The 20,683-nt window shown below is 70.6% G+C and carries 16 protein-coding genes and 1 pseudogene; 3 read left to right on the top strand and 14 right to left on the bottom strand.

Annotated features, from left to right (window positions below; all coding sequences use genetic code 11):
* Positions 1–12: 12 nt before the first annotated feature.
* The 12 genes from FRCN3DRAFT_RS0237425 to FRCN3DRAFT_RS0237480 form a co-directional block, all read right to left on the bottom strand.
* Positions 13–1,461, bottom strand: coding sequence for a zinc metalloprotease (locus FRCN3DRAFT_RS0237425; RefSeq protein WP_007515648.1), 1,449 nt, complete (start codon positions 1,459–1,461; stop codon positions 13–15).
* Between the two features lie 70 nt (positions 1,462–1,531).
* Complete coding sequence (locus FRCN3DRAFT_RS56860) at positions 1,532–2,038, bottom strand: hypothetical protein (protein ID WP_007515649.1); 507 nt, start codon at positions 2,036–2,038, stop codon at positions 1,532–1,534.
* A 309-nt stretch (positions 2,039–2,347) separates the two neighbouring features.
* Positions 2,348–2,626, bottom strand: coding sequence for a hypothetical protein (locus FRCN3DRAFT_RS0237435; protein ID WP_007515650.1), 279 nt, complete (start codon positions 2,624–2,626; stop codon positions 2,348–2,350).
* A 263-nt stretch (positions 2,627–2,889) separates the two neighbouring features.
* Positions 2,890–3,675 (bottom strand): glucosamine-6-phosphate deaminase, encoded by a 786-nt coding sequence (locus FRCN3DRAFT_RS0237440; RefSeq protein WP_007515651.1) that lies wholly within the window; start codon positions 3,673–3,675, stop codon positions 2,890–2,892.
* A gap of 49 nt (positions 3,676–3,724) precedes the next feature.
* Positions 3,725–4,951, bottom strand: a complete 1,227-nt coding sequence (locus FRCN3DRAFT_RS0237445) for an N-acetylglucosamine-6-phosphate deacetylase (protein ID WP_232794377.1) — start codon at positions 4,949–4,951, stop codon at positions 3,725–3,727.
* Positions 4,941–5,858: an ROK family protein gene (locus FRCN3DRAFT_RS0237450; RefSeq protein ID WP_007515653.1), complete on the bottom strand. Its 918-nt coding sequence runs from the start codon at positions 5,856–5,858 to the stop codon at positions 4,941–4,943. Before FRCN3DRAFT_RS0237450 ends, FRCN3DRAFT_RS0237445 begins: the two co-directional genes overlap by 11 nt.
* 107 nt (positions 5,859–5,965) lie before the next feature.
* A complete protein-coding gene (locus FRCN3DRAFT_RS0237455) occupies positions 5,966–7,096 on the bottom strand; it encodes an ROK family transcriptional regulator (protein WP_007515654.1) in 1,131 nt (376 codons plus the stop codon).
* Positions 7,093–7,920, bottom strand: a complete 828-nt coding sequence (locus FRCN3DRAFT_RS0237460) for a carbohydrate ABC transporter permease (protein WP_007515655.1) — start codon at positions 7,918–7,920, stop codon at positions 7,093–7,095. Before FRCN3DRAFT_RS0237460 ends, FRCN3DRAFT_RS0237455 begins: the two co-directional genes overlap by 4 nt.
* Positions 7,917–8,804, bottom strand: coding sequence for a carbohydrate ABC transporter permease (locus FRCN3DRAFT_RS0237465; protein WP_007515656.1), 888 nt, complete (start codon positions 8,802–8,804; stop codon positions 7,917–7,919). The genes FRCN3DRAFT_RS0237460 and FRCN3DRAFT_RS0237465 overlap by 4 nt, the downstream gene beginning before the upstream one ends.
* Before the next feature lie 213 nt (positions 8,805–9,017).
* The gene (locus FRCN3DRAFT_RS0237470) at positions 9,018–10,262 is read right to left on the bottom strand and encodes an extracellular solute-binding protein (protein ID WP_007515657.1); all 1,245 of its coding nucleotides are present in this window, start codon (positions 10,260–10,262) and stop codon (positions 9,018–9,020) included.
* Positions 10,263–10,514: 252 nt separating this feature from the next.
* A complete protein-coding gene (locus FRCN3DRAFT_RS0237475; protein ID WP_007515659.1) occupies positions 10,515–11,591 on the bottom strand; it encodes an ABC transporter ATP-binding protein in 1,077 nt (358 codons plus the stop codon).
* 151 nt (positions 11,592–11,742) lie between these two features.
* Positions 11,743–12,222, bottom strand: coding sequence for a PPOX class F420-dependent oxidoreductase (locus FRCN3DRAFT_RS0237480; protein ID WP_007515660.1), 480 nt, complete (start codon positions 12,220–12,222; stop codon positions 11,743–11,745).
* 252 nt (positions 12,223–12,474) lie between these two features.
* On the opposite strand from FRCN3DRAFT_RS0237480, the gene FRCN3DRAFT_RS0237485 reads away from it, so the two are divergent.
* Entirely contained in the window at positions 12,475–12,930 is a 456-nt protein-coding gene (locus FRCN3DRAFT_RS0237485) for a tellurite resistance TerB family protein (protein WP_007515661.1), read from the top strand.
* Between the two features lie 198 nt (positions 12,931–13,128).
* Positions 13,129–14,262: an epoxide hydrolase family protein gene (locus tag FRCN3DRAFT_RS0237490; protein WP_007515662.1), complete on the top strand. Its 1,134-nt coding sequence runs from the start codon at positions 13,129–13,131 to the stop codon at positions 14,260–14,262.
* A 473-nt stretch (positions 14,263–14,735) separates the two neighbouring features.
* On the opposite strand, the pseudogene FRCN3DRAFT_RS48165 reads toward FRCN3DRAFT_RS0237490, so the two are convergent.
* Positions 14,736–15,695, bottom strand: a pseudogene (locus FRCN3DRAFT_RS48165) (IS256 family transposase); the annotation flags it as partial.
* 354 nt (positions 15,696–16,049) lie between these two features.
* Here FRCN3DRAFT_RS48165 and FRCN3DRAFT_RS0237505 point away from each other — a divergent pair.
* On the top strand, positions 16,050–19,121 hold the full coding sequence (locus FRCN3DRAFT_RS0237505; protein WP_007515665.1) for an ATP-binding protein: 3,072 nt from the start codon (positions 16,050–16,052) through the stop codon (positions 19,119–19,121).
* A 35-nt stretch (positions 19,122–19,156) separates the two neighbouring features.
* Here FRCN3DRAFT_RS0237505 and FRCN3DRAFT_RS0237510 read toward each other — a convergent pair whose 3' ends face one another.
* Positions 19,157–20,440 (bottom strand): IS256 family transposase, encoded by a 1,284-nt coding sequence (locus FRCN3DRAFT_RS0237510; RefSeq protein ID WP_007510736.1) that lies wholly within the window; start codon positions 20,438–20,440, stop codon positions 19,157–19,159.
* Positions 20,441–20,683: the final 243 nt, after the last annotated feature.

Raw genomic sequence — 20,683 nt, forward strand, 5'->3', positions numbered from 1 at the left:
GCCAACTGAGCCTCAACCACCCGCTGACCGCGCCCCAGCCCGGCTGCCGAACCCGGAGCCCCGCCGGCTCGTCCGCAGCGCCCACGCCACCCGCACCATCCGTACCAACCGCCGGCCGACCCGGACGAGCACGTAGACCATCCCGGCCGCCGGCAACGCGACCAGCACCATGCCGACGGCACCGGCGATCGCCGTGACCGGCTCGCCGTCAGCCAGGGCCCGGCTCGCCTGGCCGAACTCGTCGCGTACCGCCACGGCCGTCCGGGGCAGCACGAAGGGCGCGTAGACCGCCAGCAGGACGATGTTCACGGCGATCATCGGCGCGGCGCACAGCGCCCAGGCGGTAACCAGGAGACGGGCCCGTCGGGTCAGCCCGGCCAGCCCCGGGTCCGGTGCCGATCCCGCGTCCGCCCGGGCCCGCCGCCGGGACGGGATCCCGCGCGTCGCCGTCCGCCAGGCCGAGCGCACCGCCGGACCCATGCGGTTGAACAGGTCCGGTACCCCGACGAGATCGCTGACGATGTAGTAGCCGTCCAGCCGGACGAACGGCGCGAGCTGCCGCAGCGCGTCCATGTGAACGAGGAGCGCTACCATCACCAGCACCTCGGCCCGGGTGACGGCGAACGTCCCGGCCACGAGCAGCGCGAAGAGCCCGTTGAAGTAGATCCCGCCCAGATCGGTTCGCAGCCGCCCCCATCGGCTCAACCGGTAGGAGTCGGTGACATCGGTGAAGAAAGCCGGCCAGACGAGGTACATACCGACGCCGATCACGCCCGGCCGCGCGCCGCCGTAGCGGCAGGCCGCCGCGTGGCCGCACTCGTGCACCAGCGCGCCGACGAGGGTGAAGCCGAGCAACACCAGGATCATCGACGGGGTGGCCAGCACCATGGCGGCGCTGTCCCGCACGCTGTGCCGACCGAACAACCAGACATCGGCGACCACCAGCAGCGCCAGCAGCACGGAGACGACCGCCGGACGGAAGAACCCCGCGAGCACCCGGCTGATCCGGCGCACGGCCTGCGCCGGCAGCAGGGTGCGCCGGGCGGTGAGCGCGAGCAGGGCCCTCGCCCGGGGCGTCGGTGTCGCACCGGTCGAGGCGGCGATCAGGCCGAGGGGCATGAGCCGGTGGGTCAGGAGGTACGCGACGTCGGCGCCGCTGACCGCGCGGCCGCAGCGCCGCCCGGCGCGGTCAGCGATCGCGGCGAGGTCACGGGTGCCGTCCGCCGCCTCGATGATCCGCGCGAGCAGCTCCGTAAGCGTCACGACCTGGCCATCGGCACGGCGCGCCAGGTAGACGGGGCGCGCGAGGCCGGACCCGGCGAACTCGCCGAGCAACGCCAGACCGTCGGCCCGGCTGGGCCGGTCGGGCAGTTCCGGCAGTTCTGACGGTTCCGGGGCTGGAGCCTCGAGAACCGGAGCCTCTGGGGCTGGAGCCTGTGCCGGCCACGCGGGCTCGGTCATCGCGCATCCTCTCCCCTGGCGCCCGTCCGTCAGCTCCTCTCGGCGCCTCGTCGATCATGGAAAATATCCACTATCGACCGAACATCCGCCGCAGGAAGTCCATCCATCCATCACCGCCGGCATACGGGTCAGCCGTGTGACCGGTGTCGGCGGGAGAGTCATTCGCGTTCCCATGGTCGGCAAGTGGGTCAGCATGCCCATCACCGACAGGGGCGTCATCCGCGTGCCCGTCGTCCGAGTGATTCCCGAGGCCGAGATCGTCGAGATCCGACTTCTGGACTATGATGTTGATGCTCGGCATCAGCGTGATCAGAATCGGCATGAAGCCGCCCGTGACCTCCGGCGCCGAGGCATTAGCGAGAATCGCGTTGTTCGACGCAGGAGAGCCGACCGGAAAGTTGTTCGACGTGGGAGATTCGACGGCGACGTTGGAGGGGTAGAACTCCTTCCGACCGATCTCGACCGCGGCAAGGGTGGTCCGCTCGGGGAGCAGCTCAGCCCGCTCCTCCGACAGCTCCACCCGCTTCTCGGAGAGTTCCGCTCGCTCGTCCCACTGCTTCGCGCCGGCCTCACTCATCTTCATCTCCCGGTCCGGTGCCTCCACGACTACTTTCAGCGAGAGGCTAGCCGCACCGAGAGGCGACTCAAAACATTTTCACGGGCGTGTCGCCGCCGCCGGAAAAAATGTCGGGACCATTCGATACGCAGTCAGGGCAGGGAGAACCCGGCCGGCCGGCGAACGGGCCCGGCCGGGTAACCCCATGGCCACGAGAGCCTTCCAAGAATTTAGGAAAACGCGCCCGACGGCGGTCAGAAAAGCGGCTCGCGCGGACGGGCCCACGGACGGAGAAACCCGCACCCGCAGTGGTTTTCACCCGCCCGGCGGTCACCACTGGTTGATGAGTACATCACCGCTGGCGACAGACTGGATGAACGGACTGGCGCTGCCGATCGTCTGTACCATGGAGCTGTTACCGGAAACGATGTTGTTGCTGCCCGGCGAGTTGACCGGCGAGTTGTTACCGGTGCCGATGGACTCACCGTTCTCGATCACCATCAGCGTCATGCGCTCAGGCAGAAGCTCGGCGCTCTCCGCCGCCAGCTCGGCGATACCCATCCCCGGGCGAGGCGTTCCCGTCTGATCCATTCCCACGTCATCCCGCATGACTTGCTCCCGTTTCGGTATACCGGCCCGGCGCCCGCCATGACCTGTCTTTGGGGGCACACCGTCGGTGGTTTGCGACGGCTTGACGCGCGAACACCGGCCAGCGGCGCGGGCGCCATGGCCGAAATGGGTCAGTGCCGGGCCGGTGTTCATCACCCGCTGTATCCGGCTGGCACATCCGAACCATAGGACCTCCCCGATGGGGCCGCAAAGCGATGTTGGCCGGCGTCACCAGCCCGGCGCGGCCAGGAGGGTCAGCCCGGCTACAGCCCCTGCCAGGCCGGCTTGCCGGCGTACACCTCGCGGTAGTAGGCGCCCCGCTCGAGCCCCGACGCGGCGGCCTCGTCGAGCAGCACGGTGGCGTGCGGGTGCAGCTGCAGCACCGACGCGGGGCAGGACGCCGACACCGGCCCCTCCACCGCGGCCGCCACCGCCACCGCCTTGCCGGCCCCGGTGGCGACCAGCAGCAGGTGGCGGGCCCGCAGGATCGTGCCGAGCCCCTGGGTCAGCACGTGCCGCGGCACCTCGGCGAGGGAGCCGAAGAAGCGCGCGTTGTCCGCGCGGGTCCGGGCCGTGAGCGTCTTCATCCGGGTGCGGCTCGCCAGTGACGAGCCCGGCTCGTTGAAGGCCAGATGGCCGTCCGAGCCGATCCCGAGCAGCTGGAGGTCGACACCGCCGGCCTTGTGGATCAGCTCCTCGTACCGCTCCCCCGCCGTCGCCAGGCCGTCCTCGTCCGGGTCGGGGCCGTGCACCCGGCCGGGGTCGACGCCGAGCCCGTCGGTGAGCTCGCGGGCGATGGTCGCGCGGTAGCTCTGCTCGTGGCCGACCGGCAGGCCGACGTACTCGTCGAGGTTGAAGCAGGTCACCTCGTCGTAGGGCGGACCCGTGCCGGCGTGGCGGCGCCGGATCAGCTCCTGGTAGGCCGGCAGCGGGCTCGAGCCCGTGGCCAGTCCCAGCACGGCGGCCGGCCGGCGGCGCACCAGCGCCTCCACGACGTCGGCCGCCAGCGCCGCGACGTCCCCGGCGGTCGTGAGCGGCACGACCTCCATCAGCACCTTCCGTTCGTGTCGTGGGCGGTGCGGCCTGTGCCGTGGAGAGTCACAGGCTCGCGTCGTGGACGACGCGGCCGGCCACGACGGTGGCGACCACGTCGAGATCACGGTCGAGGACCGTCACGTCGCCGCGCGCTCCCGGCCGAAGCCGCCCCCGGGCCGGGTCGCGCACGAGCGCGGCGGGTGTCGACGTGGCGCACGCGACGGCGTCGGCGAGGCCGCAGCCCGTGGTCCTCACCAGCGTGCGCAGGCACTCGGGCAGCGACGCCGCCGAGCCGGCCAGCGTCCCGTCGGCGAGGCGGACGGCGCCGGCCGAGACGATCACGTCCTGGTCCCCGAGCCGGGCCGGGCCATCGGGCATGCCGAGCGCGGCGGTGGTGTCGCTGACGGCGAGGAAGCGGCCGGGAGCGAGGGCGCGCCACGCCAGCCGCAGCGTGAGAGGGTCCAGGTGCAGGCCGTCCGCGATCACCCCGGCCACCAAACCCGACCCGCCAAGCGCGGCCCCGATCGGTCCCGGCTCGCGGGCGGAGAACGGCGGCATGGCGTTGCCGAGATGGGTGACGAGCGTGGCCCCGGCCGCGACCGCGGCCGCGACCTGCGCCGCCGTGGCCTCGGTGTGGCCGACCGACACGAGCACGTCGCGGGCGACGAGCTCCCGGATGACCTCCAGCGCGCCCGGCAGCTCGGGCGCCACCGTCGCCATGAGCACACCGGCCGCCCGCGACCAGCCCTCGATCACGGCCGCCGACGGCGCCACCAGCCGGCGCTCGGGGTGCGCGCCCTTGCGGCCGGGAGCGATCATCGGCCCCTCGAAGTGCAGCCCGAGCGGCACGGCGCCGGCCCAGCCGGCGGGCGGGCCGGCGTGCAGGGCCGCCAACGCCGCCGCGCGCGCCCGGGGCGACGAGCTGATCACCGTCGGCGCGAAGGCGGTCACGCCGAAGCGGGCGAGCGTGGCGGCGACGTCCCACAGCCGGTCCGGCTGGTCGGTCAGGTCACACCCGCCGGCGCCGTTGACCTGCAGGTCGATGAGGCCGGGCAGCACATAACGGCCGCTGGCGTCGAACTCCGGCGTTCCGCCCGATCCGCCGCTCGCAGCGTCGCCCGCAGCATCGACGACCAGACCGCCCGCGATGGCGACGTCCACCGGCCGGCCGGCGGCGTCGAGACCGCCGACGACGCGCAGGTCGCCGGTCATCTGGGCCGCGCCGGTCATCTGGGCCGCGCCGGTCATCTGGGCCGCGCCGGTCATCTGGGCTGCCCGGTCACCCGGCATCCCCGATCATCGCGGCGCCCAGGGCGCCGACAGGCATGCCGGGAGGCACGAGCGCGAGCCGGCTCGCCAGGTCCAGCGAGGCGAGGAACGGCGAGGTCGCCGCCTGCGCGCGCAGTGCCGCGGCCACCGCGTCGCGCAGCGGGGCGCCGAGGTTCGCGACGCCGCCGCCGAGCACGATCACCGCCGGGTCCACGGTCAGGCCGAGCATCCGGACCGCGTCCGCCACGCCGTGCACGAATCGGTCCCGCGCCGCGACCGCGGCGGGGTCGCCGGCCGACGCGGCCGCGAACAGCGCCTGGGCGGCGGGCTGGTCCGGCGACGGCCACGCCGCCGTCACGGCCGAGCCGGACGCGACCAGCTCCAGGCAGCCCTTCTGCCCGCACGAGCACAGCTCGCCGGCCGGGTCGACGGGCACGTGCCCGATCTCGCCGGCCGCGCCGTGCGCCCCACGCCGCAGCACGCCGTCGAGGACGAAGCCCGCCGCGAGCCCGGTGCCGAGGCTCACGTAGGCGAGGTCGTCGGCACCGCTGAGCACATGGGCGCCCCACGTCGCGGCGTTGAGGTCGTTCTCGAGCGTCACCCGGGCCGAGCCCGCTCCCGGAGGGCACAGGTCGCCGGCCCGCGCGCCGATCCGCTCGGCGAGCGGGAACCAGTCGCCGCCGAGGCCGAGGTTGACGGCGTGTTTCACCGTGCCGGTGCCTCGGTCGACGATGCCGGGCACCCCGACGCCGATGACCGCCGGCAGCGACCCGCCGGTGGCCGCGGCGAGCCGTTCGAGCACGGCCCCGGCGGAGGCCAGGACCCCGTCGGGCCCGGCGACCGACGTCTGCCTGGCCTGGGCCAGCACGGTCCCGTCGTCGGCGACGACCACCCCGAGGATCTTGGTCGCCCCGATGTCGAGCCCCACCCGCGCGCGCGGCGAGCCTGCTCCCGGGGTTCCTGCTCGATCGCCGGCAGGGTTCCTGCCGGATCCGCGAAGCGGATCTGGGAGGTCTGCGATCGGGGAGGTTCGGCTCACGAGACCCCCAGCTCTCCGGACAGCACCAGCACCGCGGCGCCGGCGAGGACGACGTCGTCGCCCAGCGGAGAGGTGCGTACCACGAAATCCGCCGTGGTCACCGACATCGTGCGCTCCCGGACGGTCTGGTCGACGGCGTCGCGCAGGGCGCCGTCGAGCAGGTCCCGCGGGCCGGCGAGGACGAGCTGGTGCAGGTTGAGCAGGCCGACGACCGGCGCCAGCACCTCGCCGAGCACCTCGCCGACCTGGGCAAGGGTGGCCGGGTCCCGCTCCCGCAGCCGCGGCACGGCGAGCACCGTCTCCAGGCAGCCGACACGCCCGCAGGCGCATGGCTTGCCCCCTGGGTCGACGATCACGTGCCCGATCTCACCCGCCGCGGACCCGTGGCCCTGGACGAGGACACCGCCGACGACGAGGCCGGCGCCGACACCCGTCGCGATGCGCAGCAGCAGGAAGTCGCTGTCGCCGGCCTCGCCGAACGTGTGCTCGCCGAGGACGGCGGTGTTCGCGTCGTTCGCGACGTGGACGGGGACGCCGAACTCGCGGTGCAGCGTGCCCGCGAGGTCGACGTCGCGCCAGCTCAGGTTGGGCGCGTCAAGCACGACACCGCGGCCGTCGACGATGCCCGGGCTGCCGACGCCGATCCCGAGCACCGGCCGGTCCGTCGCCCGCAGCAGCTGGCCGGCCAGGCGCACCGCCAGCTGGACGGCCTGGGCGCCGGACCGCCCTTCGCGCGGGAGCTCGACGCGCGCCTTGACCGCGCCGAGCAGGTCCTGCACGGTGCCGATCATGCGGTCGTCGGGCGACAGGTCGAGAGCCACGATGTGCCGGGCGTCGGCGGCGATGCCCACCAGTGTCGGCGGCTTGCCGACCCGGGCCTCCGCCGGCGAGCCGAGCTCGACGATCAGGCCGTCGTCGATCAGGCCGCCCACCAGGTCGGACACCGTCACCCGGGTCAGGCCGGTGGCCCGGGCGAGGTCGGCGCGGCTGACCGGCCCCTCGCTGAACAGGCGTTGCAGGATCAGGGCCCGGTGGTGTCGCCTGGCGTCCTCGGCGAGCAGCTTGCCGGTCGGCCGGAGCTGGCGCCGCCGCGGCGCGCCCGCCCGCCCGCCTGCCCCCACGGTCACTTGACCGCTCCGGCCGTCAGCCCGGTGACGACCCGGCGCTCGATCAGCGCGAAGAGAATGATCACCGGTACCGTCGCGACCAGGCCGCCCGCGAACAGATGGCCCCAGTCGGTGGAGTACTGCCCGACGTACCCGTCGATCGCCACGGTCAGCGGCCGGTCGCCCGGTGGCGAGCCCAGGCTGAGGGTGAGAGCGACCAGGAACTCGTTCCAGGCCGTGATGAACGTGAAGATCAGCGCGGTCACGATGCCCGGCGCCGCCAGCGGCAGGGTGATCCGCACGAGCGCGCCGATCCGGCTGAGGCCGTCGACCTGCGCGGCCTCCTCCAGCTCGACCGGGATCGAGGCGAAGAACGCGTTGAGGATCCAGATCGCGAAGGCGAGGTTGAACCCGGCGTTCACGATGATCAGGGACACCGTCGCCGAGGGCAGGTCGAAGTTCGTGAACTCGCGCTGCAGGCCGACGAGCATGGCGGCCGGCTGGAACATCTGGGTCGCCAGCACCACGAGCAGGAACGCCGTGCGGCCGCGGAATCGGTGCCGCGCCGTGTAGTACCCGGCCGGCACGGCGACCAGTAGCGCCAGCAGGGTGGCGCCGCCGGCGACCCGCAGGCTGACCCAGATGTTGCCGCCGAGCCCGTCCGCGGACCACAGCGACGTGAAGTTGGAGAACGTGAAGTGCTTCGGGAAGTAATTCGCGTCCAGCAGCTCGTTCTTCGTCCGACCGGCCGTGATGACCATCTCGACGTAGGGCAGCAGGAAGACAATCGCGACCAGGTACGCCCCGGCGGCGACCGCCACCGTGCGGGCACGGGAGGTCCTCACCGGTCCACCTGCTCCTTCCAACGGGTCGTCGACAGGTAGACCACGACGATCACGATCACGAGGGCGAAGTTGATGACCGACATCGCGGCCGCCTCGCCGACATTGCCCTGCTTGAGGTCGACCATGTAGATGGTCGAGGTGCTCGTCTGGTAGCCCGGGCCGCCCCGCGTCATCTCCCAGATGATCGGGAACGAGTTGAAGACGTTGATGACGTTGATGAGCGTGGCGACCACGATCGCCGGCCGCAGCAGCGGCAGCGTGATGTCGCGGTAGGTGCGCAGCCCCGTCGCCCCGTCGAGCGACGCCGCCTCGTACACGTCCTCGGGAATGCCCTGCAGCCCCGAGAGGATCGCGTACGTCGTGAACGGGACCGACACGAACACGGCCACGGCCATCATCCAGGGCAGGGCGCGGTGCGGGTCGCCGAGCCAGTGCGCCTGGTTCGAGCCGAGCTTGTCCACGACACCGATCTGGTGCAGGAACAGGTTGATGACGCCGCTGCTGGGGTCGAGCGCCCACCTGAAGATGAGCGCGGTCATCATCACCGACGCGGCCCACGGGACGATCAGGGCCCAACGCGCGACCCGGCGCCCGGGAAACCGCTGGTGGAAGAGCTGCGCGAGCCCGAGCGACACCAGCATCGTCACGACCACGACGACGACCACCCACAGGAGCGTCCGCAGCAACACCTCGGCGAAGTCGGGCTCGTGAAACAGGCGGCGGTAGTTGTCGGTGCCGTTGTAGCCGGCGACGAAGCCCTCACCGCCGATGTGCTGGAACGACGACTGCACCATGACCACGACCGGCCATAGGACGACGACGCCGATGAGCACGAGCGCCGGGCCGAGCCACGCCAGGGGCGTCAGGCGACGCAGGGCGGCCATCTGATCCTCACGTTCTGGTTCGGCTGCTGGACAGCTGGACAGCTGGGATACCGGATAGCTGTGAATACCGGACAGCTGGTGACAACTGAGGTGAGCATGCCTCGGGCTGGGTCCGGCCCCGGGGCCGGACCCAGCCCGAGGTGGCATGAGATCTAGGGCTGTCCGACGGCCTCCGGGGACGCGAGGCTTCGCCATCTTCGCGCCCCCTTTGGCCTAGCTGCCGGCCGCGGCCGACTTCTGCAGGTCGCCGAGAACCGACGCCGGGTCGTCGGTCACCGCCGTGCCGATGGTCTGCTGGATCTTCGTCTTCACGTTCGCCCACGACGTGTCGCTGGGGTACTGGATCGACTTGGGCAGGGCGGTGAGGAACGGCGCGAACACGGGGTCGGACGCGAGCGCCGTGGTCGCCGTGGTGGTGGCCGGCAGGAGCTTGTACTCCTTGTCGAACTGGAGCTGGTACTTGTCCTGGTAGGCGAAGTCCAGGAACTGCTTGATCTGCGTCTGGTGGCCGTTCGGCTTGAACGCCGCGACGTTGTCGCAGACGCCGAGCGTGGTCGCGAGCGGACCGGTCTTGCCCGCGATCGGGACCGAGGTCCAGTCGCTGTCCTGCAGCTTGCCGGCCTCCTGGATGATCGGGATGAGCGCCGGCGAGCCGTTGATCATCCCAACCTGGCCCTGCGCGAACTTCTGCCACAGGTCGGTGCGGTTGACGGTGCCGGGGTTCGGCTCGGTGTCACCCGCGGAGACCAGGCCCTTGAGGAAGGTGAAGGCCTCGACGTTGGCGGCGCTGTCGATGGTGTACTTGCCGTCCGTCTGGAAGCCGCCGCCGGCGCCGAGCATCCACAGCAACGACTCGGCCTGCGCCTCCTCGGCGCCGAGCGGCAGCCCGAAGCCGATCTGGCCGAGGCCCTTGACCTTCTCGGCGTCGGTCTGCACGTCGGCCCAGGTCTTCGGCGCGCTGGTGATGCCGGCCTGCGCGAACAGCTTCTTGTTGTAGAACAGCGTGCGACTCGACGTCGTGAACGGCAGGCCGTACTGCTGCCCGTCGAACGTGCCCTGGTCCTTGAAGGCGGGCAGCAGGTTGCCCGGGTTCGACAGCACGTCGGAGGCCGGGTACAGCAGGCCGTCCTCGGCGTAGTTCGAGAAGTAGTCGCCCTCGGTGATATCCGGGTACTGCTTGTTCTGGATCATCGTCTGGACCTGCTGGTCGAACTGGGTCCACGCGATCGACGTGACCTTGACGGTGATGTCCGCGTGCGCCGCGTGGAAGTCGTCCGCGATGCCCTGCCAGTACTTGGAGCTGGCGTTGTCGGGTCCGGTGCCGTAGTCGGCGACGACGAGCTTGAGGGTGGTCGAGCCGTCGTCGGACGAGCCACCGCCGCACGCGGTCAGCGCGAGCGTGGTCGCCGCCACGAGCGCGACGCCGCCCGCGACCCGACCGGTGAGCTTCTTCTTCATCGGACTCCCGTCTCCTGACTGTCACTGGCTGCCACAGAGCCGTCTGGGCCGCCCGGCCGATCGACCGCCCAGGGATGTTTTGTTAGTTGACCAGCCTTACTTATTCAGGTCAAGCGGAATCTCCCGGTTTCACCGGAACGTAACGACGCCTCCGCCCAGCGCCGGCCCGCCCGGCTCGCCCCGGCCACGGGCGGCCGGGGCGAGCACGCTGGTCAGGCGCTCAGACCCTCGGATCCTGAGACCCTCAGGCGCTCAGGCGCTCAGGCGCAGGCCGGTGACGGTGTCGAAGAGGTGGATGTCGCCACCGTCCACGGCCACCCGGAGCCGGTCGCCCTTGGCGACCTCCTGCCTCGACGGGACCCGTACCACCAGGTTGCTGGTCCCCGAGCCCAGCGGCACCGTGCCATGGGCGTACGAGTCAGAGCCGAGGTGCTCGACGACCACGACGTCCAGCGGGAGGCCACCGTCGGGCACGACGTGGAACGCCTCCGGGCGCAGACCGACGGTCAGGTCCCTGGGCAGCTTCGCCAGCGTCGAGGCCGGGACCGGCAGGGTGTACCCGCCGAGCCGGATGGAGCCGTCGGTCGCCGTGGCCGGCAGGAGGTTCATCTGCGGACTGCCGATGAAGCCGGCGACGAAGAGGTTGACCGGCCGGCGGTAGAGCTCCATCGGCGCGGCTACCTGCTGCAGCTCGCCCTCGTTCATCACCGCGACGCGATCACCCATCGTCATCGCCTCGACCTGGTCGTGGGTGACGTACACGGTCGTGGCACCGAGGTCGGCCTGCAGCTTCGCGATGTCGGTCCTGGTCTGCACCCGCATCTTGGCGTCGAGGTTCGACAGCGGCTCGTCCATGCAGAAGACCTGGGGCTCCCGGACGATCGCCCGGCCCATCGCCACCCGCTGGCGTTGACCACCGGAGAGCGCCTTCGGTTTGCGGTCGAGGTAGTCCGTCAGGCCGAGCAGCGCCGCCGCGGCCTTCACCCGGCGCTCACGCTCCTCCTTGGGCGCCTTGGCGATCTTGAGCGAGTACTCCATGTTCTCGAAGACCGACATGTGCGGGTACAGCGCATAGCTCTGGAAGACCATCGCGATGTCGCGGTCCTTCGGCGGGGCGTTGGTGACGTCACGGCCGCCGATGAGGATGCGGCCCGAGGTCACCTCCTCGAGCCCCGCGAGCATGCGCAGTGTGGTGGACTTGCCACACCCCGAGGGACCGACGAGCACCATGAACTCGCCATCCTCGATCGTCAGATCGATGCCCTTCACCGCCGCGGTGGGCGCTCCGGGATATCGCCGTTCGGCCTTCTCGAAGACCACGGTCGCCATCTTGTTTCCCCTCCACCGGCAGGTACGTGCCGGACGATCCGTTGTGAAGAGACACCGGCGCCTTGTCTCGGCACGCGGCGGACGTCACCGTACACCCGGTTTCGAGACATCCCGGTCAGAGACGCCCGGTTCGAGCGCAATGCCGCGACGCTCACACGGGCTCGCCGTCAGTCACCGGGGGCCAGGACCAGCGCCGCCGCCCGGTCTCGGCGGCAGCGGCCGAGACGGTGCGGGTGGTGTAGCCAGGTCCATCGACGTTCCAAGAAATGATCTTGTGTGGGTGCACGCGGAGCACGTCGTTGCCGAACCCCGTCATCGGCGGCTCCCCGGCGACGAGGATCTCGACGCTGCCGCGGATCTCCAGGCCCCGTCCGGTCTGGCCGCCCGGCCCCACCGATTCCTCGGGGGTGGCCTGGTCGTCGACGATGAGGGAGATCCGCGGGTCGGCCTGGACGTTGCGGAACTTCTGGCTACGGCTCAGCGCCGGGCCGCCGATGTCGATGGTCCCGGCGTCGAGGTCCACCCAGAGCGCGACCGGGTGGACATGCGGCGCCCCGCGCGGCCCGACGGTGGCGAGACGCCCCAGTGGGTGAGTGGTGAGATACCGGCGCTCGGCCTCGGTGAAGATCATGGCGATACTCTGGTAGTTCAAGCATGCTTGAGGTCAACCCCCGCCGGTGACTCGTCGTCCGGGCGCCGGGAGCGCACCGCGATCGTCGGACGTTGTCTGGGCAGATTCGGCAACGCCGACGACGGCGCGGCCCGTCGCCGACGCCAGCGGCGACCCTGCTGGCGCGACGGCACCCGGCGGCGATCCGGTCGGAGGCGGACGAGGGACCGGCCCGGCATACCCGCCCGGCCGGCCGCGCGCGAAGGAGCAGCGGTGGCAATCTGGAATCAGTTGCGGCAGTCGGCACAGGGCATGCAGACCCAGCTGGTCGCGAAGAAGAACGACCTGAAGAGCGGGGCCTTCCGCGACGCGAGCATGGCGATGTGCGCGCTGGTCGCCGCCGCCGACGGCAGCGTCGACCCGGCGGAGCGTCAGCGGGTGGCCGGCCTGATCGCGACCAACGAGGTCCTCAACAACTTCCCGGCCGACGACCTGCAGCGGCGCTTCAACGAGTACCTGAACAAACTGATGGCCGACTTCGCCTTCGGCAAGGTCTCGGTGCTCCAGGAGATCGGCAAGACGAAGAAGAAGCCGGCCGAGGCCCGCGCCGTGATCCAGATCGGCATCATCATCGGCGGCGCGGACGGCAGCTTCGACAAGACCGAGCAGGCGGTCGTCCGCGAGGCCTGCTTCGCCGTCGGCCTGTCCCCCGAGGAGTTCGACCTCTGACCCGCGGCCTCTGACGCCCGCGATCGAGGCACGGATGGCCGGGATGGAGACCGCGTCTGGTCGCCATCCCGGCTTGGCGATCGGGCCTGGAGCACGAATCCGAACCGACGGCCGGCATCAGGTCCGCGAATTTAGGACAGGTTCCGGCCTGTAGGGGTTCTAGCGTTGATCCCGTTGTCGAGACGAATCGGGAGAGACATGAGCGCCGAGATCCGTCCGTTCCAGATCGAGATCGACACCACGGACCTGCACGACCTGAACGAGCGGCTGGGCCGCGCCAGGTGGCCGCGGCAACTGCCCGGCGAGGACTGGAGCCGCGGCGTCCCCGCCGCCGACCTCCGAGAGCTGGCCGGCTACTGGCGTGACGGCTACGACTGGCGCCCGCACGAAGCGCGGCTGAACGAGTTCCCGCAGTTCATGACGGAGATCGACGGCCAGGACATCCATTTCCTGCACGTGCGCTCGGCCGAGCCCGACGCTCTGCCGATCGTCCTCACGCACGGCTGGCCGAACTCGTTCGTGGAGTTCGCCGACCTCATCGGCCACCTCACCGACCCCCGCACGCACGGGGGCGACCCGGCCCAGGCATTCCATGTGGTCGCGCCCTCCGTGCCGGGATTCGGGTTCTCCGCACCGCCACGGGAGACTGGTTGGACCGCGACGCGGGTGGCCCGGACGTGGGCGGAACTGATGCGCCGTCTCGGCTATGAGCGGTACGGCGCGCAGGGCGGGGATTTCGGCGCCTATGTCGCACCGGAGCTGGCCAGGGCGGCGCCGGACCAGGTGGTGGGCGTCCACGTCGTCAGCGGTCTCGGCTTTCCTACCGAGAAGGATCTTCCCGACCTGACCGAGGACGAGCGGGCGGCGTACGCCAGCATGATGTCGCAGGACTGGGCGAGCGGCGTCGACCATCACGCGCTGTTGCGGGCCGCGCCCCAGACCTTCACGTACGGGTGGCACGACTCCCCGCTGGGGGCACTGGCCTGGATGACCCAGAAGTTCCACGAGTTCAACGCCTCGGGCCGGCCGCTCGACCAGGTGATCGACCGGGACCTGTTCCTGACCAACGTGAGCCTGTACTGGTTCACCGGAACGTTCGGAACGTCAGCCTGGCCGTACTACGACAGCACCAGTTCCAGCTGGCCCGAAGGCCAGACCGCCGCGCCCACCGGCGTCTACAGCGGACCGCCAGGCATCCGCCGACTGGCCGAACGCCACAACACCATCGTTCACTGGCCGGACGACAACCCGGCCGGCCACCATTTCATCGCGATGGACCAGCCGGGTCCTTTCGCCACCGATCTCCGCGCCTTCTTCGCGAAGGTCCGCTGACCGCCCCTCATCAGCATCCGCCGACCAGCCGAACGCAGACATGCCGGGATGACGACCGCAGGGGTCGCCTTCCCGGCTGGGGAATGTCAGCGCTGGAGTCAGTCTGGAGGTTCCCAGATTCCAGTGTAGAGGTGGTCGAGGGTGCGGTGGAGCGGGTTTCGCCGGGGCCGCTGCCGGGTGTCGACCGAATAGGGCGGGATGAAGTACGGGTGGCCGTCCGCGCCCATTAGTACTTTCCGTTCACCGCGGTGGTCAAGCACTACATTTGTGACTTCGCGCAGACGGCTGTGACCTGCGAGTTCACCACTGCCGCCCCCAGCGGTCGGACCTGCGGCCTGATCGCCGTCTCGGCCCTCCGGTGGTCGCGATTGTGCCCCGCCGGCAACCACGGCAGGGCACACACAGCGATCACTGAGGGTCACGTCCAGCGGCGTGGTGTACGGAGAGTGACGTCGCGTGATCCCTGGTGCAGGTTATGCGGTGAGGGCTTCGGTGGTCACGCTGATCTCGGGTGTGTCGGGTGCTGTTTCGGCTGGGTCGGTTTTGGCGAGGATTTCCAGGCCGAAGTAGCGGTGGGTCTCGATCCATTCGTCGTGCTGTTCGGCGAGGACCGCGCCGACGAGTCTGATGATGGCGTCGCGGTTCGGGAAGATCCCGACGACATCGGTGCGTCGACGGATCTCCTTGTTGAGCCGTTCCTGCGGGTTGGAGGACCAGATCTGGCGCCAGATCTCCCGGGGATAGGTGGTGAACGCGAGCAGGTCGGCTTTCGCTTCCTCCAGATGGGTCGCGGCGCGGGGTAGTTTCTCGATGAGAGCGTCGACGACCCGGTCGAAGTGGACGGCGACCTCGTTCGCGTCAGCCTGATCGAATATCGTTCTCACCGACGTGGCGACCCACGGCTGTGAGCCCTTCGGTGTGAACGTCAGCAGATCCCGCAGATAATGCGTCCGGCACCGCTGCCACGAAGCGCCGGGGAGCGTCGCGCCGATCGCGGCCACGAGGCCGGCGTGGGCGTCCGAGGTCACCAGCCGGACCCCGGTCAGGCCACGGGCGAGAAGGCCGCGGAAGGACGCCAGCCAGCCGGCGCCGTCCTCGCTGCTCACGACGTCGAGACCGAGGATCCCGCGGTGCCCGTCGCCGTTGACGCCGACCGCGAGCAGGCAGTGCACGTTGATCACCCTGCCGTCCTCGCGGACCTTCATCGTCAGCGCGTCGGCCTGCACGAACCGGTACGGCCCCGCGTTGGGCGGCCTCGAGCGGAACGCCTCGACCTGGCCATCGAGATGACGAGCGAGCTCCGAGACCTGCGACTTCGAGATATGGGCGACACCGAGCTGCTCGACGAGTTTGTCCACGCGGCGCGTCGAGACCCCGAGAAGATACGACGTCGCGACGACGGATATCAGCGCCTGTTCGGCGCGCCGGCGTCGGGATCGCCGGCACCCCACCGCACTTCATCGGCGAACGCGCGCCGCGCCGCTGCCCGTGCGAACAACCTCCCGCCGTCGGCGCCTCGACGCTGGCATGCCCCTCGGTCGACGTCCGCGGCGTGCTGTCCGTTCACGCGTTCGCGCGGTTCCGCGGAACCGCGCGAACGGACAGCACGTCAGGAGGCAGATGAGCCCCGGAGGCGCGATCAGAAGCCTCGACGTCACGTCGGAACCCGACATCACCCAGGAGTCGGGTGTCAGCGGCCGGGGCGCGGCGGTTCGATGCGGAGCGCGACGGATCTGCCACCATGACCGCTACAGTCGACCCACGGCGAAAGATCGGGGGTGCCGTGCGTGGCGAATGGACTGATTCTGCGGCCGGTGGAGATCGCCGACGGCCTGCGATGGCGATGGCTGCTCGTTGACGGCGCCACCGGAAACCCGATCGCGGATCATCCGGTCGAGCTCGGCGCCAGCCGTGGCCAGTGGGAGTTCGCCGCGTTCACCGGGCTTCACGACTACCTGCACGCGAACACCGCGCCAGATCAGCGAGTGGCGTCGGCGACCCGGATCGTCGGCGAGGTCGGCGAGTGGGCCGCCGCACATGCCCTCGGCCCGACCATCAGCAAGGTCATCGCAGACCAGGCGCCCGTCACCGTCACCGTCGAGGTACCGGAGCGGCTCCGCTTCCTGCCGGACTGGCCCTGGGAGATCGCCCACGTCGCCGGCCGGCCGTTGGCCGCGCACAACGCTACGTTCGATTACCTGCTCGACGCTCCGGCCGGAATGCCACCCGCCCCGGCCTGGGCGGCGAGCAAGGCCCCGGTAGGCGAGAAACTGCGGGTGCTCGCGGTGTTCTCCCAGCCTTCCGGCACCAGCCCTCTGGCACTGCGCCGGGAACGTCGGGCGCTCGTCGACCTGATCCGCACCCTCGCCGGCCGCGGCGGCTACCGGATCGAGCTGCGCGTCCTGCAGTACGGCGTCACCCGGGAGAAGCTGCGCGCGACCGTCGAGGAAGCCGACGGATGGGATCTGCTGCATCTGTCCTGCCACGGCACCGTCGACACCCTGGCCCTGGAGCGGACCGACGGCCGTCTCGACCGGATCTCGACCGTCGACCTGATCGAGATGCTGCGCCCTTCCCGGCGCCGGATGAAGCTCGCCGTCCTGTCCGCCTGTCAGTCGGCCGCCGCCGACGCCGCCCAGATCCTGCGCTGGCTCGGCCTCGACGACCAGGCTGAAAAGGTCGAGCGAAACGCCACACCCGAGGCCACCGCCGCCACGGCGGCGGGCCCGGACAGGGCAGACTCAGGGAACGGTTCCGGCGCCGGGCTGGCACGCGGGCTGGTGGACGCGCTGGGGTGCGCGGTGCTGGCGATGCGCTACCCGGTGGGCGACGAGTTCGCGATCCGGCTCACCGACAGGTTCTACGACCTGCTCCTCGACAAGGGCAGGACCCTCGACACGGCGACCGGCCTGGCCGTCGTCCACGCGGCCGGCCCGGCGCCCACGGCCGCCATCCCGCCGCCCTGTGCCGTGACTCCCGTCCTGCTCGGCCCGGCCGAGGGCCTGCGGCTGGCCGCCCCGACCGGCGCCGTCGACCTGGGGACCGTGTCGACGAGGACAGCCTGGCTGCCCGCGGAGCCGGCCCGGTTCGTCGGCCGCGTCGCCGTCATGACCCGTGCCTCCGCCGCGCTGGCGCCACGCAGCGGCCAGTCCGGGGTGCTGTTCCACGGCATGGCCGGCGCCGGCAAGACCGCCTGCGCCGTCGAGCTCGCCCACCAGCACGCCGACAACTTCGCCAAGGTCGTCTTCTGGTCCGCATCCGACACACCCGACGACTACCTCCAGGGCCTCCCCTCCTTCGCCGCTGCACTGGAAACACAGCTCGACGTCCCGATCGCGGACAAGGCCGCCACCGCCGACCGGCTCGCCGCGTACCTCCCGACCCTCGCCGATCTCTGCGCCCGCGTCGGCGTCCTGTTCGTCCTCGACAATCTGGAGACCCTGCTGGGCGAGGATGGCCACTGGCGGGATCCCCGCTGGCCGGCGCTTCTCGGCGCGCTGACCAGGCGCGGCGGCCAGTCCCGCGTGGTCCTGACCAGCCGCATCCGCCCGGCCGGCCTCGACCCAGCCATCCGCGTCGAGCCGGTCAACGCCCTCCCCCTCGCCGAGGCCGCGCTGCTCGCCCGCGAGCTCCCAGGGCTGCGCGCGCTGCTCCACGCCGACGACCACGACCCCGGCGCCGAACGCGAATCCACCCTGGCCACGGCGGCCAGCCCCGCCGAGGTGGAGGAGGACCGTGCCCTGCTGGTCCGGGCGCTGCGGGTCGTCCAGGGCCATCCGAAGCTGCTGGAGCTGGCGGACGCCGCAGCCCGCGCCGGCCGCGACGTGTTCGCCGCCCGGGTGACACTCGCCGAGCAGGCCACCACCGCCGACGGCCGTGCGCTGGACGCGTTCTTCGGGTCCGGCGAGTCCGCCGTCGGCGCCGGTGGGTTCCTCGCCGCGCTGGCCGGCTGGGTCGAGATCGCGGTCGCGGCGCTGTCCGACCCCGCCCGTCTCTTCCTGCAGGTGGTCTGCTGCCTGGAGGAGGACGACCGACAGCTCTGGATCATCGAGTCGGCCTGGGCCGAGATCTGGTCGAAGCTGGGCCGCTCGGGCGATCCCCCCGCGGTCGAAGGCCTGACCCGGGAGCTGGCGGTAGGAGCACTGGCCGTCCTTGCGGTGGATCCCCAGACACCGGACACGTCAGCTTCGGCGACGAACGGCAGGAACGGCGGGTTCGGAGTGCATCCCGGTGTCGCCGAAGTGGTGCGAGCCGCAGCGACGTCCGGGGTGCGGCAGGCGGTCGACGAAGAGCTGGCCGACCTCTGGCATGCCGGTGTTGACGTGGGTCGTGGCCGTGAGGGCACTGCGGAGCAAGGGGAGCTGGTGGTGCGGGCGGGGGTGGCGGCGGCGCCGTACCTGCTGCGGCTGGCCGAGTTCGACCGGGCGGCGTTCCTCCTGGAGGAGGCGTATCGGCGGACGGGGCGGAATCCGGGGGTAGCGGGTCGGGTGTTGCCGTTGCTGGCGCGGGTCGCCGAAGCTACCGGCGCGCCGAGGGCTCTGGGGATGTATGGGCGGGTGCTGAGCCGGGTGGATCCGGTCGGAGCGGAGGGGGTACTACGCGCCGCCTTGGCGGCAGCGACCTCGGCGGGCGACGACCGGGGCGCCTCGGCGGCAGCCGGGGAACTGACAAACCTGCTGTGGGGGCAGGGCCGGCTGCGGGAGGCGCTGGCCATGGCACGGGACACAGCGGCGCACACGGCGGCGGGCGGACTGGGCGCCTGGACGCAGGCGACGGACGAGGGCCAGGTGTTGCAGATCCGGGGCCTGTTGGGGGATGCGGCCGGAGTGCTGGCCGAGCCTGTCATGATTTCCGTGTAAGCCAGAGGTGAATAGCAGCCTACACGTCGACGTTATCAGAAAGGCAAGCGCCCCGGGAAGAGGTTCACGAGCGAGTTGAGTGCCACTTTCCAGCCGTGGGTCCCGGTCCCGGACTCACCGCCTCGATGGCTCGATATGTTCCGGAGTCCGAGGTAGAGGAGCTTCATCGCCGCATCCCGGTCCGGGAAGTGGCCTCGGTTCTTCGTGATTTTCCGGAGCTGGAAGTTCATCGACTCGATGGCGTTCGTCGTGTAGACGATCTTCCGGAGCTCCGGCGGGTAGTCCAGGAAAGGAATGAACTCCGCCCACGCGTGACGCCACACGTCGACAGCGCCCGGATACTGGGCCCCGAAGTTCTTGTCGAAGGCGGCCAGGCCGAGTTCGGCGGCCTCGAGGGTAGGCGCGGTGTAGATCTCCTTCATGGCCCTGACGACGGCCTTCCGGTCGTTGTAGGAAACGAAACGCATCGCGTTACGGATCACATGGACGACGCACGTCTGCACCACGGTCTCGGGAAAGACCGCGACGACGGCCTCGGGCAGGCCGGTGAGCCCGTCGCAGCACACGATCAACAGGTCCCGCACGCCGCGGTTACGCAGGTCGGCCAAGACCTTCTGCCAGAACTTCGCCCCCTCGGCATCCTGGATCCAGCAGCCCAGCGCGTGCTTGCGCCCGTCGACGTCGACCCCCACGGCCAGGTAGGCGACCTTGGTCGTGACCACGCCGTTGTCCTTGACCCGGATCCGCAGACCGTCCACATACAGGATCGGGTAGACCTCGTCGAGCGGCCGGGACTGCCACGCCTTGATCTCATCGACCACCACCTCGGTGACATTCGAGATCAACTCCCGGGACGCCTGGACCCCGTAGACCTCACCCAGGTGCGCCTCGATGTCACGCGTCGTCATTCCCCGCGAGTACAACGACAGGATCGTGTCATCGAGGTTCCCTATCCGACGGGCACGTTTCGGCACGATCGTCGGCTCGAACGAGCCGTTCCGGTCACGCGGCACCTCGATATCGACCGGCCCGTTACGCGTCGACACCGTCTTCGTGGACATCCCGTTCCTGGAGTTCCCCGTACCGTGACCGGCCGGATCGCCGACCTCGTACCCGAGATGGTCGGTCATCTCGACCTGCAGGGCACGCTCCAGGACCGCCTTCGTCATCCGGTTCAACAAACCGTCGACCCCGTCGACCGGAGTTCCGGTCGCTTTCGCATCCTTCAACAACGCGTCGATCGCATCCGGCGCGAAAGCCTCCGCGATTCTCTGTGCCGCCGCCTCGTCATTTGTCCGAAGCGTTCCACTCTGCGTCATTCGGTGTCCATTTCTGACCTACCCGATCAAGGTAGATCGATCCTGGTCCACCTCCGACTTACACAGTCGTCATGACACGCCCTGCTGGCCGACGCGCAGACGCTGCTGGCCCGTCTCGACGCCCTGCCCGACCAGGCGGACCCGGACGACGCGGTCACACCCTGGAACGTCCGCGAGGCCATCCTGGACACCGCGGCGTTCGCGGCCCAGAGCCTCGGCCGCTGGGAGCAGCAGCTGGACCTG

It is taken from the genome of Pseudofrankia saprophytica (assembly GCF_000235425.2).
GTDB lineage: Bacteria > Actinomycetota > Actinomycetes > Frankiales > Frankiaceae > Pseudofrankia > Pseudofrankia saprophytica.